The sequence below is a fragment of the Vibrio barjaei genome (genome assembly GCF_001639065.2).
In the GTDB taxonomy this organism is placed as follows: Bacteria; Pseudomonadota; Gammaproteobacteria; order Enterobacterales; family Vibrionaceae; genus Vibrio; species Vibrio barjaei.
Map to the genome: position 1 here is coordinate 121,433 of NZ_LQXO02000023.1, position 16,984 is coordinate 138,416.

At 43.7% G+C, this 16,984-nt stretch carries 14 protein-coding genes; 9 read left to right on the plus strand and 5 right to left on the minus strand.

Annotation, left to right across the window (positions count from 1 at the left end; all coding sequences use genetic code 11):
- Positions 1 to 131 precede the first annotated feature (131 nt).
- The 6 genes from AWH66_RS12370 (at position 132) to dhaR (ending at position 7,794) form a co-directional block, all read left to right on the plus strand.
- The gene (locus tag AWH66_RS12370) at positions 132 to 671 is read left to right on the plus strand and encodes a TRAP transporter small permease (RefSeq protein ID WP_006069616.1); all 540 of its coding nucleotides are present in this window, start codon (positions 132 to 134) and stop codon (positions 669 to 671) included.
- 10 nt (positions 672 to 681) lie between these two features.
- Positions 682 to 1,971 (plus strand): TRAP transporter large permease, encoded by a 1,290-nt coding sequence (locus AWH66_RS12375; protein ID WP_038221714.1) that lies wholly within the window; start codon positions 682 to 684, stop codon positions 1,969 to 1,971.
- A 56-nt stretch (positions 1,972 to 2,027) separates the two neighbouring features.
- Complete coding sequence (locus AWH66_RS12380; RefSeq protein WP_063606908.1) at positions 2,028 to 3,077, plus strand: TRAP transporter substrate-binding protein; 1,050 nt, start codon at positions 2,028 to 2,030, stop codon at positions 3,075 to 3,077.
- 106 nt (positions 3,078 to 3,183) lie between these two features.
- Positions 3,184 to 5,202: an alpha-glucosidase gene (locus AWH66_RS12385; protein WP_063606909.1), complete on the plus strand. Its 2,019-nt coding sequence runs from the start codon at positions 3,184 to 3,186 to the stop codon at positions 5,200 to 5,202.
- A 186-nt stretch (positions 5,203 to 5,388) separates the two neighbouring features.
- Positions 5,389 to 5,538 carry a hypothetical protein gene (locus AWH66_RS25940; protein WP_167360951.1) on the plus strand — a complete coding sequence of 50 codons (150 nt, stop codon included), beginning with the start codon at positions 5,389 to 5,391 and terminating at the stop codon, positions 5,536 to 5,538.
- Between the two features lie 321 nt (positions 5,539 to 5,859).
- Positions 5,860 to 7,794 carry a dihydroxyacetone kinase operon transcriptional regulator DhaR gene (dhaR, locus tag AWH66_RS12390; protein ID WP_063606950.1) on the plus strand — a complete coding sequence of 645 codons (1,935 nt, stop codon included), beginning with the start codon at positions 5,860 to 5,862 and terminating at the stop codon, positions 7,792 to 7,794.
- Here dhaR and AWH66_RS12395 read toward each other — a convergent pair.
- Positions 7,786 to 8,799 carry a GlxA family transcriptional regulator gene (locus AWH66_RS12395; RefSeq protein ID WP_063606910.1) on the minus strand — a complete coding sequence of 338 codons (1,014 nt, stop codon included), beginning with the start codon at positions 8,797 to 8,799 and terminating at the stop codon, positions 7,786 to 7,788. The genes dhaR and AWH66_RS12395 overlap by 9 nt on opposite strands.
- Positions 8,800 to 8,918: 119 nt before the next feature.
- On the opposite strand from AWH66_RS12395, the gene AWH66_RS12400 reads away from it, so the two are divergent.
- Complete coding sequence (locus AWH66_RS12400; RefSeq protein ID WP_063606911.1) at positions 8,919 to 9,527, plus strand: LysE family translocator; 609 nt, start codon at positions 8,919 to 8,921, stop codon at positions 9,525 to 9,527.
- Between the two features lie 8 nt (positions 9,528 to 9,535).
- On the opposite strand, the gene AWH66_RS12405 is transcribed toward AWH66_RS12400, so the two are convergent.
- Positions 9,536 to 11,206, minus strand: a complete 1,671-nt coding sequence (locus AWH66_RS12405) for an amidohydrolase (protein WP_063606912.1) — start codon at positions 11,204 to 11,206, stop codon at positions 9,536 to 9,538.
- A 136-nt stretch (positions 11,207 to 11,342) separates the two neighbouring features.
- Positions 11,343 to 12,365 (minus strand): Mal regulon transcriptional regulator MalI, encoded by a 1,023-nt coding sequence (gene malI / locus AWH66_RS12410; RefSeq protein WP_063606913.1) that lies wholly within the window; start codon positions 12,363 to 12,365, stop codon positions 11,343 to 11,345.
- Between the two features lie 236 nt (positions 12,366 to 12,601).
- Here malI and malX point away from each other — a divergent pair, with 236 nt between their 5' ends.
- Both malX and AWH66_RS12420 read left to right on the plus strand, forming a co-directional pair.
- A complete protein-coding gene (malX, locus tag AWH66_RS12415) occupies positions 12,602 to 14,176 on the plus strand; it encodes a maltose/glucose-specific PTS transporter subunit IIBC (protein WP_063606914.1) in 1,575 nt (524 codons plus the stop codon).
- 67 nt (positions 14,177 to 14,243) lie between these two features.
- A complete protein-coding gene (locus AWH66_RS12420; protein ID WP_063606915.1) occupies positions 14,244 to 15,428 on the plus strand; it encodes a MalY/PatB family protein in 1,185 nt (394 codons plus the stop codon).
- Positions 15,429 to 15,523: 95 nt separating this feature from the next.
- Here the strand turns inward: AWH66_RS12420 and AWH66_RS12425 are convergent, their stop codons facing one another.
- Complete coding sequence (locus AWH66_RS12425) at positions 15,524 to 15,895, minus strand: hypothetical protein (protein WP_006069628.1); 372 nt, start codon at positions 15,893 to 15,895, stop codon at positions 15,524 to 15,526.
- Positions 15,896 to 16,221: 326 nt separating this feature from the next.
- Positions 16,222 to 16,851 (minus strand): heme-binding beta-barrel domain-containing protein, encoded by a 630-nt coding sequence (locus AWH66_RS12430; RefSeq protein WP_063606916.1) that lies wholly within the window; start codon positions 16,849 to 16,851, stop codon positions 16,222 to 16,224.
- Positions 16,852 to 16,984: the final 133 nt, after the last annotated feature.

Below are 16,984 nucleotides of genomic sequence, written 5' to 3' on the forward strand. Positions count from 1 at the left end.
CAAAAAACGACATATTGTTGCTCAGTGTGAAAACACTCACGGTTAAAAATTACTAACTGGGTTATCAATATAAATAGAGTGGACAATATGTCGTTTAAATAACAAAAATTATTATTTTTTATGGTGGTTCTATGCTTAAAGCAATGGAAAACGCTTTAAATACGATTAATGCGCCAATAGCGCGCTGGACAGCAAATATAGCAGGTTTCTTCTTGTTAGTGATGACTGTCATCGTATTGATTCAAGTAGCCTTTCGCTACATTTTAAACACTCCTTTGGGGTGGACAGATGAATCATCTCGTTTCTTGATGATCTACATGACTTACCTGTGCCTACCAATCATCTACCTGGATGAGCGTAATATCGCGATGACATTCGTCACCGACAAATTAAAAGGGACGCGTATCTTCGAACTCTTGATGGTATTTGGCCACGTCGCTAGCTTGATCTTGTTTGCGGTCTGGATTTACTTCGGTTACGCATTTTACAAAACAGGGTCGGTAATGGCGGACAGTCTTCCTATTCCAATGTTTGTCGTGTATGCGATTCCACCGATTATGCTGGCGATTTCGTGTCTATTTGCTCTCCAAAAGTTACTTGGCGCATTACACAACCTGATTCATTTCGATCCTGCTGAACATAATTCATCAGCAGTAGAAGCGGCCGAGTAGAGGTAACGTTATGGTTTCCCCAATTTTCCTAGTTTATTTTCTAGCATTCCTATTAATGGGTGTGCCTGTGCTGATGGCATTAGGTTTGTCGCCAATCATCACATTTATTCAAAATGACCAAGTACTGTTCATCAACATGCTTTATCAACGCTTGTACTCTGGTCTTGATAACTTTCTTCTACTAGCGCTGCCATTCTTTATGTTGGCGGGTGAGTGTATGTCGAGCGGCGGTATCACGCCACGTATTATCTCTTTCGCTCAAACTCGAGTTCAGCACCTACGCGGTGGCTTAGGACACGTAGTTATTCTTGCATCCACACTGTTTGGTGCACTAACCGGCTCGGCAGTGGCTGCGACATCGGCGATCGGCAACATGCTGATTCCAGAAATGTCTAAATATAAGTATGACAAGAGCTATTCGGCGGCGTTAACGGCGGCTGCGACGGTGCTTGGTAATATCATTCCACCATCTGGTCTGATGCTGTTGTATGCATTCGTAATGAACACTTCTGTCGCTGCTATGTTTATTGCTGGTATTGTCCCAGGCATCATCTTCTGCGTCGGCTTGATGCTGGTAAACCGAATGCAAATTCGTAAGTATCCTGAAGTACAAACTCTGCCGCGTGCTACTAAGCTAGAGCGTAGTCAAAGTTTGAAACTGGCGATTCTGCCGTTGTTGACACCAGTCATCATTCTCGGTGGTATCTATGGCGGTATCTTTACACCAACTGAAGCGGCAGCAGTAGCAGTAGCTTATGCCATCTTCCTGTCGGTTTATGTCATCAAAGTGACTAACATCAAAGCTACCTATGCGTTGTTTGCAAAAGTAGCGGTGAACGCAGCAGCCGTACTTATCATTGTTGCAGCGGCAAGTGGCTTTGCGTCAGCGATCAGTTTCTCAGGTATTTCGAATACGGTTACAGAGTTCTTTAATAGCATTACTCGTGACCCTCTGATGCTGTTCTTCATCATCAACATCTTCCTATTCATCGTAGGCATGTTCTTAGATGCTGGTCCAGCAATCCTAATCTTCGGTCCTATTATTGCGCCAATCATGATCAATGCGGGTGTCGACCCAGTGCACTTTGGTGTGGTGATGTGTGTCAACCTATCTATTGGTCTTGCGACACCACCTATGGGACTGGTTTTATTCGTTGCTTCGGGCGTATCCGGACAACCCCTACAGAAAATTTCGAAGGCGATCATTCCATTCTTGATTGTAGAGTTCTTGATCATCTTCCTCATCTCATTCTTCCCGGAATTAGTGATAGGCCTACCTAAGCTGTTGGGCGTGATGTAGAGCTGATTCAAAAGAATACGTGAAACAAAAATTTATAAAGATAAAAGGAACATAGAATGAAAAAAACACTACTAGCCGTCGCTGCCACAGCCATGCTTGCTTCTGGCGCCGCTTATTCAGCAGACTATAAACTGACGGTTCCACACGTGTCTAACCTAGATAGTTATAACCATCAATCGCTACTGGTTTTCAAAAACTTTGTAGAGTCTCGTTCTAACGGTGCGATTGAAGTAGACATCTATCCATCAGGTCAGCTATGTGGTACGGCGAAAGAGTGTATTGCTGGAGTTCAAGCAGGAATGTTTGATTATTTCCAAACGACAATTCCTGAGTTAGCGAACTTCTGGCAGCCTGTTGGCGCATTCGACTTACCTTACATGCTTCCAAATGACCGTGTTGCTGAGTGTGTATACGACAACGAAGAGTTCATTGGGGATGTACGTGGTGAGCTTCTTAAGAAAGCGCCTAACGTTCGTCTAATGATGGTATCGAACTCTGGTGGTTGGCGTAACATTGCTACGACTAAGAAGCAGGTGAAAACTCCTGACGACGTGAAAGGTTTGAAGTTACGTACTGTACCTGCACGTATTCAACAAGAGCTTGTTAAAGAGCTAGGCGGTTCACCAACACCTATTGCATGGCCTGAAGTGTATACCGCTCTATCAACGGGTGTGGTAGATGGTACTAAGAACGGCATCGTTGATATCGTTCAAAACAAGTTCCACGAAAGCTTGGACTACATCATCCTTGACGGTCACGCGTACATGGGCGGAGCTTGGGTGTTCAACGACATGAAATTCAAGTCTATGCCTGATGAGTTGAAAGCAGTGCTCATTGACGGTGTTGCAGCGCAAAACCAATACCTACGTGCTTATCCGAAGCACAAAGAGTTTGAAGCTTACGAAGAGTTCCGCAAAGCGAAAGGGACTATCTATAACCCATCTGTAGAGGAACGTGCTGAGTTCCAAAAAGTGGCTGGTCCAGTGAAAGATTACTTCCTAAGTACTGCTGGTAAAGAAGGTGAGCAATGGCTACAGCGTTTTGAAAATGAGATCAAAACGTGTGAAGCGAAGATTGATGCTGAATACAAAGTTCAGTTCAAGTAATACGCCAGCTTTTGATTAACGATAGTAGGGCGCTAGGGCACAGACTTTAGCGCCTTCTTCAAATGATTTTTCGATTCAGATTTCTGAATTCTTTAGGGTTAATAAGATGAACTTAGTCGTTACAGAGCAAGGCTTTACCTTGCAACATAAAGGCCGCACGGTTGTCGAGCATAGCGTGTCTAAGCCTGCTCTTTATTTGGGTATTGGTGAAGGCAACTTCGACATGTATCGCGGTAATTTTGATATCACGGATTATGTGACTGAGCGCCTGCCATTGCGTCAATTCAAAGTGGATAGTTTCACTCGTGAAGGCCAAGATTTTCATACCATCGGTTTCTATTTTGATGGTAAAGAAGTCATTAAAATAATTGTTGGTGAGACAGCTGAGTCTCGCTTAAAAGCGGAGTTTGAGGCGATTGATAAGAGCTTCAACCGTTTCTGGATGCGCGTCGCAGCAACTGAAGAAGAACGTGTTTTCGGCTGTGGTGAGCAGCTAACGTATCTAAATTTACGTGGTAAAAATTTCCCGCTTTGGTCATCAGAACCAGGCGTTGGCCGCAACAAGAACACTTACGTGACATGGCAAGCGGACGTGCTTGATAAAGCTGGCGGCGATTACTACAACACTAACTACCCGCAACCAACCTTCGTTTCAGACAAAAAGTATTTCTGCCATTTAGAGACTACGGCTTACGCAGATTTTGATTTTACCAATTCAGAATTCCATGAGCTGCAAGCTTGGGATATCCCACAATACATTCTGTTTGATGCAGAAGACAGCTACCCAGAACTCATGACCAATATCACCGGTGTCTTTGGTCGTCAGCCAGAAATGCCAGACTGGGTGCATGACGGTGTGATATTAGGTATTCAAGGCGGTACTGAAATTACCATCGAGAAGGTGGAAGCTGCTAAGAAAGCCGGAATTCAGGTAGCGGGTGCCTGGTGCCAAGATTGGCAAGGTATCAAGATGACGTCGTTTGGTAAACGACTTCAATGGGATTGGCAGTGGAACAAAGACCTATACCCAGAGCTAGATACTAAGATTCATGAACTGAAACAGCAGGGCGTACGTTTCTTGGGTTACATCAACCCATATGTGCTTGAAGATTTTCCTCTGTATGACGAAGCGCAACAAAAGGGCTACCTAGCAACGAAGGAAGATGGCTCTAAATATGTTGTCGACTTTGGCGAGTTTTATTGTGGCGTCGTTGACTTTACGAACCCAGAAGCTTGTGAATGGTATAAGGGTGTCATCAAAAACAACATGATTGATTTCGGTCTTGACGGTTGGATGGGTGACTTTGGCGAATACCTCCCTACAGATTGCTCTCTAAGCAACGGTGTAAGTGCGGAAATCGAACACAACAAGTGGCCTTATCGTTGGGCGAAAGTGCAGCATGAAGCGATTGAAGAAGCGGGTAAAACCGATGATATTTTGTTCTTTATGCGCGCTGGTGGTACCGGCATTCAAGGATATTGTCACACCTTATGGGGTGGCGACCAGTCGGTCGATTGGTGTCTTGATGATGGTCTGGCTTCTGTTATTCCAGCGGCTCTGTCTTCAGGCTTAATGGGTAACGGTATTCACCATAGCGACATCGGTGGTTACACTACATTGCATGGCATGAAGCGTACTAAAGAGTTATTCCAACGCTGGGCAGAAATGGCTGCATTTACGCCAATTATGCGCAGTCATGAGGGTAACCGTCCCGGTGATAACCACCAATATGACTCTGATGCGGAAACCATGAGTCATTTGGCTAAGATGACTAATATATTTGTCCACCTTAAGCCATACATTAAAGATGCAGTTGCACTTAATGCTAGGGAAGGTATGCCGGTTCAACGTCCATTATTCATGCATTATGAGTCTGACGACGAATCCTACGACATTAAATATCAGTACTTATTCGGCCGCGATATCCTAGTTGCACCAGTATACAACCAAGGCGAAACCGTAAAACGTGTCTATCTCCCTAAAGACAAGTGGATTCATGCTTGGACTGGTGAGGTATTTGACGGTGGATGGATAGATGTGGAGGCGCCAATTGGAAAACCTGCGGTATTCTACCGCGAAGCATCTAGTTATCGTACTTTGTTAGATGGCATTAAAAACGCGTAAATTCAGATAGTTATAGAACTAGTTAAAGCCCTGTGTTAGCACAGGGCTTTTTGTTTTGTTGTTTTCGACATAAATGGACAAATAATTACAAATTGATATTGACGTGGTTCACAAAAGAGCGCAAAATTGCGACATAAATCACAAGGTGGGCTGGGTTGCAGTTCGCTGCTTCTAAAAGGAAAACACATGAACAACACAGCAACTATTGCTCTTGAACAACCGGTTGAGCTTATTGATTCAAAATCTAAAGTCATACTTCGTGAAGCGTTATCTTTAACAAAAATGGCTGCATCCATTGCGGTACCTCTTTTGCTACTTTCTCTTGCTTGGATCTAATACGATTCGTTATGCACACATGGAAGTGCATTACTAACCTTATCCTCTAACTTTCTCAACATCTCCCAATACTTTTCTACAGATTAGCCTATTGCCGATCAGGCAAGGCCTAATACTAAAGAGTCAATTTTCAGTTAATTCTAACCAATTCTGACTAAGATCAGTGTTATTCGAATTAGTCATTAATGTCCATTCGTGTTGTGAATGCGATCACTCTCATTAATAGCGCAAGTCAGTAAAATACAGGGTCTGCACGATGTAGTCAGCCTACTCGTCAATTCGTATCCGTTTCGCTCAAAAGCGAACAAATCTGGTTTATCAATGCTGTCCATAGAAGATAACAAAAAGAAATGGGATTTTTTCCAGAAGCATCATTGGGTTTCCCCGGAATTCATGTTGTCACCAATTCTGGAATCGTGGGAGCGCTGCTCCAAGCAATCTAGCCCTTATAATTGGTCCAAGCCCCACATTGCCTCAGGTTATACCCTCAAATCACTCATCAAGCGTAATGAGCGAGTGATTACCTGTGCGACTACAGTCATTGAAGATACTTATGATTTGCTGCGTGATGAAGCAGTCATTCTATTTGTGACAGACGATAGTGGTTGTGTCTTATTTACTGTTGGGCATGACGATTTGCTGCGCGAGGTGAATGAACTTGGTTTAAAAAAAGGCTGCTTTTTTTCTGAGGGCAAATTAGGCACCAATGCCATCAGTTTGACTTTGAACACCCATATGCCAGCGGAAGTATTTGCGGCTGAGCATTTTAATCGACATTTACATCCTTATGCCACAACGGCAGCGCCTATTTTCGATACGTTCGGACGCTTAAGAGGCACGATTTCTTTGCTAAAACGCGCTAAGGAGTACAGTAAAGAAAACCATGTGATTATTTCGTCCTGTGCTAAGGAAATTGCGTTGCAAATCCATGTGCAAAACGAGCAAGAGAATATGAACCGATTGCTGAATGCGCACAATGCGACATTAGAGTGTATGGATGACGGTTTACTAGCATGGAATGATGAAAACCGTATCACGATGACAAACCTTCAGGCAGAACGATTACTTAAATTCAAGACGTTAGATGTTATTGAAAAGGATATCTTTTCTATTGTTCGTTTTGCGCCTTCTATTTTGAGAAGTATCGAAGAAAACAGCACGATCCGCCGTAAGCAAACGACGGTAGAGATTGGTGGTGAGTTTATTGAATCGATCATCACACTCAGGCCATTAGTGGATGGCTCTAAACTGCTTTTTATCCATCCAATCGATAAGATTCGCGAGTTAGCACAACAGCAAATTGGCGGCAGTGCGAAATACACCTTTGCTAATCTCAACGCTCAGTCAAAAGGCATGAAGCATGTTATTACTGTAGCGAAGCGAGCGATCAAGTCTAAGGCACCAATTTTAATTACTGGCGAAGAAGGCGTGGGTAAGTCTGACTTAGCTATGGCGATACACAACGAAAGTGACTTCAAAGATGGACCGTTTATTAGTATCAATTGTCGCTCACTCACTTCAGAAGCAATGATTCGCGAAATGTTGGGTTACGACGATGAAGATAGCCATGGTTTGCCTTCTAAGTTCGAATTGGCGCACAACGGTAGCTTGTATCTGGAGAAGATCGAGTATTTAAGTCCCGAACTACAAACTGTGATTTTGAAGTTACTCAAGACTGGTTTGGTGAGCCGTAGTGACAGTCAGCGCTTGATTCCAGTGGCATTTCAACTGATTACCAGTACCACATCTGATATTAGTGAATATGTGGCGCAGCGCTCTTTTGGTCGTCAGCTCTACTACGAAATCTCTTCCAACGAACTCAATATCCCACCATTAAGAAAGCGCAAAGAAGATATCGAGCAATTAGTGATGATGATTATTACCAACTATGAAAAGCGTCATAATGTGGCGGTGTCGATTGAGCGCACAGTAATGGAGGCTCTGGTGCAGTTTAGTTGGCAAGGTAACAATTCCGAGCTGAAAAGCCGTATGGAACGAATTTTACTCAACCGCAGTTCCAATATGATTTCACTCGCAGATATCCCAGAAGAGATTAAACATAATTCTAACGACGCGATGGGGAAGAGTGGTAAGCAAATACTGACGCTCGAAGAAGTAGAGAAGAAGGCCATTATTCAAGCTTGGAATATGTTTGATGGCAAGATGCAAGATATGGCGAAAGCGCTTAACATTGGTAGAACAACCTTGTGGCGCAAGATCCAAAAATACGGTTTGGATGATCAAACATTAAGCTGATGTACTAAGAGCATGTTTTGTACGGCGCAATTCTGCCGGATTAATACCGTAGTGGCGCTTGAATTGTTTGCAAAAGTAACTGACATCACCGATGCCGATTTCTTCGGCAATTCGACCAAGTGGCAGGCTTGAGTTGGCTATTCGCCAATGTGCATGCCCAAGGCGCATCTTCAACCAGTAGCCTTTTGCCGTGGTATCGTGTGCTTCCATGAACAAACGATCTAACTGGCGTCGGCTTATACCAATCTCGCTCGCGATAACATCGATAGTTTGTCTCTTCGATAGCATTTGACGCATTAACGCTATTGCACGTTTGGTTTGCGTAGGAGAAGCAGCATTGCCATCCTGCCCAAAAGAGAGGGATTTCACTCCATGCTGACTCTGCCTTGTCTCATCGATGAACATATCTGCGAGTCCTTTTAGCGCCTTTTGTCGACCACAATGTCGACTGATTAACTCAACGGCTAACTCAATCGCAGCGGTGCCTCCAACACAAGTTATTCGATTTTTATCAACGTAATAGAGCTGATCAGAGAGCAATGGAATATCCGGAAATTCACTAGCAAACTCTTGTTCGTGACGCCAATGGACGACAACACGATGTCCATTCAGCAACCGACATGCCGCGAATAGGAAGCTAGCATTATCGATAGCAACTAAAGTTGCACCTCGTGTCACGGCTTTTTTTAATAGCGGCTTATATTCGGTCGCGTTCTCCATACTTTGTGCGGCGCCTCGTGAGCCGAAAACAACAACATAATCGTAATGCTCAAATTGTGCGTCTTTTAACGCACATTCAGTTTCAACCGCAACGCCACTGCTTGAGGTGATCGCACCATGTTTTAGAGAGGAGATGTTCCACTGACAGTAGCGCTGCTGGCTGTAATCTTCTTCGTCGGCTGAAAACCGTAATTTATCCAAAAAGCCGCCAAAAGGTAGCATGTTGAATTGGTCTAGGATGACTAAAAGAAAGCGAACATCTGTATGGTCAGGTGAGGCTGTCATGAGAGCTCCGTTGATAATGTAATGTCCAAAATTTACCGCACTAAGTCTATATATCACCTAAGGCAAACGCTAGTAATTCGTATACTGACGTTATAAGTAATTCAATTTTATGGTTAACAATGACGTTTGATGTTTGGTTAGTGTATCTGTTTAGTGTGGTGTGTCTGTCCTTGGCTCCTGGTCCGAATGGCATGCTCGCATTGAGTCATGGTGTCGTCTATGGCAAGGCAAAAGTGTTAGCGACTATTACTGGTGGTGTGATTGGCTTTGTGTTGTTGATTGCACTGGCGATGTTTGGAGTAGGTGCCGTCATGTTAGCGACTTCGGAAGCACTAACTATCCTAAAATGGGTGGGTGGTGCGTATCTCATCTATTTGGGTTATAAGCTTTGGAATAGTCCGAGTCCAGAAGAGACAAGTGTCGAGCAAACTGATAACGCCAAAAAACGTGGTTTGTTTATTCAAGGCTTTTTGGCGGCGGTGTCTAATCCCAAAGTGTTGTTGTTCTTTGGTGCGTTTCTACCTCAGTTTATGAACTCCACCACACCGTTGATGCAGCAATTTGTGGTTATTGCTGTAACCTTTGCTGTGGTGGAATTTGCTGTTGAGTATCTCATTGCTCGCTTGGCAAATAGATTGCGTCCTTGGTTGGCTCGGCATGGCAAGCGTTTCAACAAAGGGTGCGGCTCTATATTTGTTATATTGGGTGGCAGCTTTATCGCCTCTTAAACGAAGTCTTACGGCTGACTGTAGACGACTTCGCCTTGTAGCATGGTCATCATAAACTTTGCTGAAGGGATATCCTCTACTGCGACCTTCGTGATATCACGATCAAGAACAACAAAGTCAGCAGATTTTCCGACGCTAATGCTGCCAGTAATATCACTAATACCCAGACTCTTTGCGGCGTTAATTGAATAGGCATCGATTGCTGCTTTTACATTAGGAAGTCCCTTACTACCCATGTGAATACTATTGGCTATGCCAACCAATGGGTTGATGTCATGCACATTCCAGTCACTGCTTAAGGTTAAGTTCGCACCGCTAGTAAATATAGCGCGCAAGTTCATCAAAGCGTGAGCCCGTAGTGCTCCAAGAAATGCATTTGCCCATTGATGGTCATTGTTGGCTACATAGTTGGAACCCACTTGAAAGTCGGCGGTGACATTTAACTCGGCAAAGCGAGGAATATCATCGTTGTCGATTAACTCCACATGAGTCAAGGTGTAGGGTTTAGTAGAACCATGGCGACGAACTTTTGCTATCGCGTTGAGTGATTCTCTGATTGCGCCATCGCCGATAGCGTGAATGTGCGCGCTGTAGCCAATTTCATCAAGTGCCGCCAGCCATTTCTCCATATCGACTGGGGGGATGTAATTCAGGCCGTAAGGTTGGTCGGGAATATAAGTATCCAAGTAGGGGGCTAATGTTTTCGCCGTTCCGTTAATAAAGATGCCATCGCTGTACATTTTGACTTGGTCTACAATCAGTCGTTGCGAGGAATCGCTAGCGTGTATTTTCTTCAGATAACCTAATTGAGGTTTCATAGTGTCAGTTGGGTAAATCCAAGGACGCAAAGATACACGAGCGGTTAAATCGCCGTTGCGCTCGGCTTCTTTCCATACATCAAACCAACCTCGCTTCCAATACATGCGTCCGTCACCAATCGTGGTAATGCCATGAGCGGCTGCTTGTTCTAGCCCAACCATTAAACCGTCATAACTTTGGTCGAACTGGTTGCTCATGCTATTCCATGCCAACTCCATAACGATGTCGCCAGCGTTATCCAAAAGGATACCGTTGAGCTCTTCGTTCTCTCGATCTTTGAGGATTTTTCCGCCTTGAGGATCAGGCGTATTGCTAGAAATTGCTGCGAGTTCCAAAGCCACGGAGTTGACCCACATAGAGTGTGAAGTTTGCTCCATTACGATAACGGGACGGTTGGGGAATATCTCGTCCAGAACTTGCAACGGAGTGTTTTCGTTGTCGTCACTTAGAATAGCCTCTAGCGAAAAGCCGTATCCAATCAACCAAGAGTTGTCAGAACTGTGGTGCGCGCAGGCTTTTAAATAGGGGACTTGCTGTTCTAATGTTGCATCCAATCCCAACGCACAGTTTCCGCCAGCCTCCGAAGCAGCTTCAAATACGTGATTGTGATTATCAATAAAACCAGGTAAGACATAAGCTTCTTTAAGATCGACAACCTCAGTGTGTTTATCTTGGTAAAACTTAATCTGTGAGAGGTCACCGATAGACTGGATTTTACCATCCTGAACGGCTATGGCCGTTGCATTGTCGTAACCGTATATATTGGCATTAATCAATAGAGTATCAGCGCTGCTGGTAGCATTGGCGAAACTACTAACAGTGAATCCAAAAGCAGCAAGTAGAGCGTAGGTGTTTTTCATGAGCATTCCTTCTGTCCCTCACTCATTATGAAAGGGATTGTAGAAAATGACTACTACTCAAAGTGATTGATTTATAGAAGAAATTAAAAATGGGCTCTGCGTACGGTAACGGCAATAATAGCTATAAAGCCGGCAGCTACGCCGACTCGCGAATGATCAGTTGAGGTGGTTGAATAAGACTATACGGTTGAGAATGTTCTTGTTCTAGTTGGCTAATAAGACGTTTCGCTGCCTGTCTACCCATTTCTCTTGCGTTGAAGTTGACGAAAGTAAGCGGAGGCTCGGTTAACTCTGCTTCTTCTACGTCATCAAATCCGATAAGTGACACTTGTTCTCCAATAAACTGGTCTTTACCAATTTGTCGTCCAGAACGATGAATACCGTATACAGCACCAAGCGCCGTAGAAGAGTGGTGGCAAAGAATTGCGGTTACTTGCGGGTGTTCGGACAGTAGCGTTTGTACTGCATTAGCGGCTGCCTTTTGACCTTTTTCGCACTCCACCACCCACTCTGGTTTAAAGGGCAGACCAAATTGCATGAGGGTGGAACAATATCCTCCGATTCGCTCCGCCCTGCACAACGAACTGCTTGCACCTCCAACGTATGCGATTCGGCGATGTCCTTGTTTTATTAGATGTTCGGTTGCTAGCTTCGCCGCATAGTTATTATCAGGGCCGACAAAATCTATTTGCTTGTCGAGCGATGCACGAGAGACGCAAACCAAAGGCAGGTTTTGTTCCTTCATTTTTTCGATATTAAATTGCTGGTTGTCAGCGATAGGGCAGAAAGCGATACCACCGACACCTTGCCGAGACATTGTCATCATGCACTTTTCAAATCGTTCCTGACTATCGCCACTTTGAGCCAGAATCAACATATACCCTTGGCGTTCAATCTCTTCGCTAATTCCAGATGCGACTTCGGAGTAATAAGGGTCACTAATGTCTTTAAGGATCAGACCGATTATTTCGCTCGAATTTGAACGTAAGTTTGCTGCAGCGCGATTACGAATGTAGCCAAGCTCTTCAACAGCTTGGTTAACCTTATCTATAGTGTCGGGAGAAATACGTCCTTTGTTTCCCAATACCATGGAAACAGTTGTGACGGAGACTCCCGCATATTTAGCGACTTCTGTAATGGTCACTTTTTTTGATGACATAGTTTCACTTAATGTAGGAAAAACGTTTTATCAAATTACTTTACCTTCATTGTATTGTTTTTTAAAGCCTTACTTTGGATATGGGATTTGTTGTTTAAGTGGATCACAGATTTGCTGATAAAACGTTTTATCAAAAGTTTTATCAGCTTATATTTGCGTCATAAATACAAAATATCATGCCCATCAGCAGTGGTGAGTATGAGCCCTACAAGCTCTTAATCTTTTGGAGACGTACTATGTCTACACGCAATAACAAATCGACCATGTGGGAGTTTTTGCAAAGCCTCGGCAAGACTTTCATGTTGCCTGTCGCGCTTCTCGCCTTTTCAGGTATCTTACTTGGGGTGGGGAGTTCGCTGTCGAGTTCGGCAATTAAAGAAGCGATTCCTCTACTAGATAACATTTTGTTGCAATACCTATTTATGTGGATGACGAAAATAGGTCTCGTGGCGTTTATCTATCTTCCGGTGATGTTCGCGATTGCGATTCCGCTAGGTTTAGCACGCGAAGAAAAGGGTGTGGCGGCATTTGCGGGTTTTGTTGGTTATGCGGCGTTTAATCTTGCCATTAATTTCTTCTTGACCGTGGCTGGTGTGTTGGGTGATGACGTACAGGAAAAAGCGTATGGCGTAAAAAGCATTATCGGTATTGAGTCGATTGATACGGGTATCCTAGGCGCGGTCGTCGTGGGTATTATCGTCGCGAAACTACACCAGCGTTATTACACTTTCAAAATGCCGGATGCATTAGCCTTCTTTGGCGGTGCACGTTTTGTCCCGATTATCTCTGCGATTGTACTAGGTGTGGTTGGCGTATTTATCCCATTTGTTTGGCCATACTTCGCAGCGGGTATCAATGGTATTGGACATGTTATCGAAGGTGCTGGTGAGTTTGGTCCAATGCTATTTGGGACTGGCGAGCGTTTGTTATTACCTATTGGATTACACCACATCTTAGTTGCTCTCATTCGTTTTACTGAAGCGGGTGGTACGATGGAAGTATGCGGTCAAACGGTCTCTGGTGCATTGAATATTTTCTACTCCGAACTGTCTTGTCCTGACACTCAGGGTTTCACGCCTGAAGTTACTGCTTTCCTTTCTCAAGGCAAAATGCCTACTTTTCTAGGTGGATTACCGGGCGCTGCACTGGCAATGTACCACTGTGCTCGTCCAGAAAATCGTTCGAAGATTAAAGCACTTTTGATCTCTGGCGTAGTGGCGTGTGTAGTGGGCGGTATTACTGAACCACTTGAGTTCTTGTTCCTATTCGTTGCACCAGTGCTGTATTTTGTTCACGCAATTCTGACAGGTGTTGGCTTCATGATTATGGGGCTGCTAGACGTCACTATCGGTAACACAGACGGTAATATTATTGATTTCTTCGTCTTTGGTATTCTCCAAGGCACAGCGACCAAATGGTATTTGGTACCACTAGTAGCGGGTATTTGGTTTGTCGTGTACTACTCAGTATTCAAATTCGCGATTACTCGCTTTAACTTGAAAACACCGGGCCGCGAAGTTGATACGGCCGAAGTGGATAGTCAACTTGAAGCTGCATTTGTAAATGAATCTGGTAAAGGGGCTGCGGTATTGGCTGCGTTAGGTGGAAAAGAGAATATCACCTCTATCGATAACTGTATTACACGTCTTCGTATGTCTGTTAATGACATGAGTTTAGTGGATGATGCGAAGCTTAAAGCCAACGGTGCTCTGGGTGTTATTAAGCTTGATGAGCATAATTTACAGGTGGTTATTGGCACTCAAGTGCACTTGGTTAAAAACGAAATGCAGGCTCTAATGAGCGCAAGCTAGTCTGATGTTTTGCTTTGCCTCAGTGTCGATTGTCTGGCACTGAGGTTTATTCATTTTGGAGACAATAATGACTCAAGAGTTTGATTTTGACACCGTAATAGATCGAAAAGGCACTTATTGCACTCAATGGGACTATGTTCAAGATAGGTTTGGCAAAGCTGGATTGCTGCCATTTACGATCTCCGATATGGATTTTGCTTCTCCTCCTGCGATTCAAAGTGCGTTGAAAAGCCGAATTGAACACCCTGTTTTTGGTTATAGCCGCTGGAATCATGATGATTTCAAAGTCTCGATATCTCACTGGTTTTCAAAAAGATTCCGTACAACGATTGACAAAGATTACATTGTTTATGGACCATCCGTTATCTATATCATCTCTAAGCTCATTGAGCGTTGGTCGAAAGTAGGAGAAGGGGTAGTCTTTCACTCGCCAGCTTACGACGCTTTCGACAAAATGATTGAAGGGCAAGGTCGAGTTTGCGCAAGGAGTACACTGCTAAAAGTTGAGGGCCGCTATCAAATAGATTGGCAGGACTTTGAATGTTTAATTGCTCGGCCTGAAAATACGATTTTACTACTTTGCAGTCCGCATAACCCAACAGGAAGAGTTTGGACGCATGAAGAGCTGACCAAAATGGCTGAGCTCTGCGCCAAGCATGGTGTGCGAGTTATCTCGGATGAGATTCATATGGATGTCAGCTTTGGCTCTCATTTACCATTTACTGGATTTGATCAATCAATGGAATGGGCGTTAGTGACCTCAGCATCAAAGTCGTTCAACGTGCCTGCGCTGAACGGCGCGTATGCATTGATTCCTAATGCGCTAACGAGAGAGGATTACTTGTTTAAATTGAAGCAAGTAGATGGATTGTCATCCCCTTCAATTCTTGGCGTTATTGCCACTATGGAAGCTTACAATCATTGCGAAGATTGGTTAGAAGCACTCAATAGCTACGTTTACCAAAACCACATTTATGTACGAGAATCCCTCAGTGCTTCGTTTAAAGATCTTGAATACGTTATACCAGAAGCAACCTATCTGGCGTGGATAGATCTTTCACCGTTAGCTCTGGATATGGATATTCTTAATAGGACGTTAATTGATGACTATGGCGTAGCGATCATGTCGGGCGAGGTTTATGGAGAGCCTGGACTTGGTTATTTGCGATTGAACCTTGGTTGTTCACGCGAGAAAGTGAAGGCAGGGGTCCAGGCATTGATTCAAGCAATTCAATGCCAATTGAAGAATTAAGTGACTAACTCTATTTGCTAGAAGTAAAACAAAAGCGAGCATTTAAAGATGCTCGCTTTTAGGTTATCCAGGAAGTAATTGGTCAATTATGACAATTAATTCTCTTTCATTGCTGAGATTACCGAGGGATCATTAAGCAAGTTAAATAATAGGCTCTTCGCCGAAGAGCGTTGAGAATCAGAAAGCACTTTCTTAGGATTATCTCTGGTCTGAGTAATAATGTTTTTGACGAAGCGACTGTTAGTACCAGAGAGTTCATATACATAACTTAGCGTGCTGATTAACTCGTCTTGAGGCAGGCTGTAAACAGCCATTTCACAGCTTAAACCATCCATTGCAAGAAAGTTGTTGACCACTTCTTTTCGTTCAGCATTGAACTTTTCTTTCGCTATAAAGCCATCAATCAATGCTTGTACTCTATCAGCAATTGCCACAGGTACTTCCATTGTCTTTGTTTCATGGGTCATTATTGAATCTCCTCTACATGGGATTAACCGCTGCTTTTACGTAGCTACTGATTCTTCCAACCATTATATTCGCTCTACAAATAATGGAGGATTGAGCTTTCGTTGTTGTCTGATCATTCTGCCATACGCGGAGCTTGCTTAATAGTCACGAACGTGCAATTTGGCTCTATTTGCTGTGGAATTGGTCAATCAACTATGGTCGATGAGCTCTTGGCTTGAAAGTTTAGCGGCTACGACGAATTAGTGAGGTGAGAGCCGTAGAATGATAAAGAGAAACAGCTGAAGCGTATGGCTTCAGCTGAAACGAGTTACTTTTGTGTGCAGTATTAGTTCTTTATGCGTTCAAGTACAGATGAATCGGTGTGGGCAAACTCACCATCATAGATACTTAGTACTGTCGATTGAGAGTAAGTTAACGTGTCACCGTCGATTTTGATGTTCATTGTGAAACCAGTCGTGCTTGCTTTTTCTTTCATGAAGTTAGATTCAGCAACGCCTCTTTCCGACATCACTAAGGTCATGTCATTACCAGTTGCACCTTCTGCAGTGACACAGGTCGTTCTAGGTACGCAGAACGAGTTGTAAACGATTTGGTTCTCTTGATCATAGATAAAGTAACCGCGTTGGTCGTGGAACTTAGTATCGTCAGCTTTGCGGAAAACTTCTTGCTTGTAATAAAGCGCAACAAGCGTTTGTTCACTGGCATTGACCGCATCCGCTGCTACTTCAAACGTCATGGTCTCGTAGAATGGGGTAATGGCAGGTGCTCCTTTACCTTGTTCAGTGCCTGCCTGAGCTGGAGATATATCGACACCGCCGCTTTCTACTGATTTCCAAGTTCCGACAAGTTGAGCAAGAGGACCGAAGTCCATACCATCGATTACCGTGTGATCTGCCAATGCTGGAATTGGAGCTAAAAGTATCGCCGATAAACTTAGTACTGCTGTTGATTTCATTACTGCTTCCTTATTGATATTAGAGTTATTTTTCACAAGAGATACTAAGTGCATATTGATGTGTGAAAATTAATCTAAATCATGTTTACTTCCGCAAAATAAATTCAACTGATTCATTAGGTTAGTATCTGTT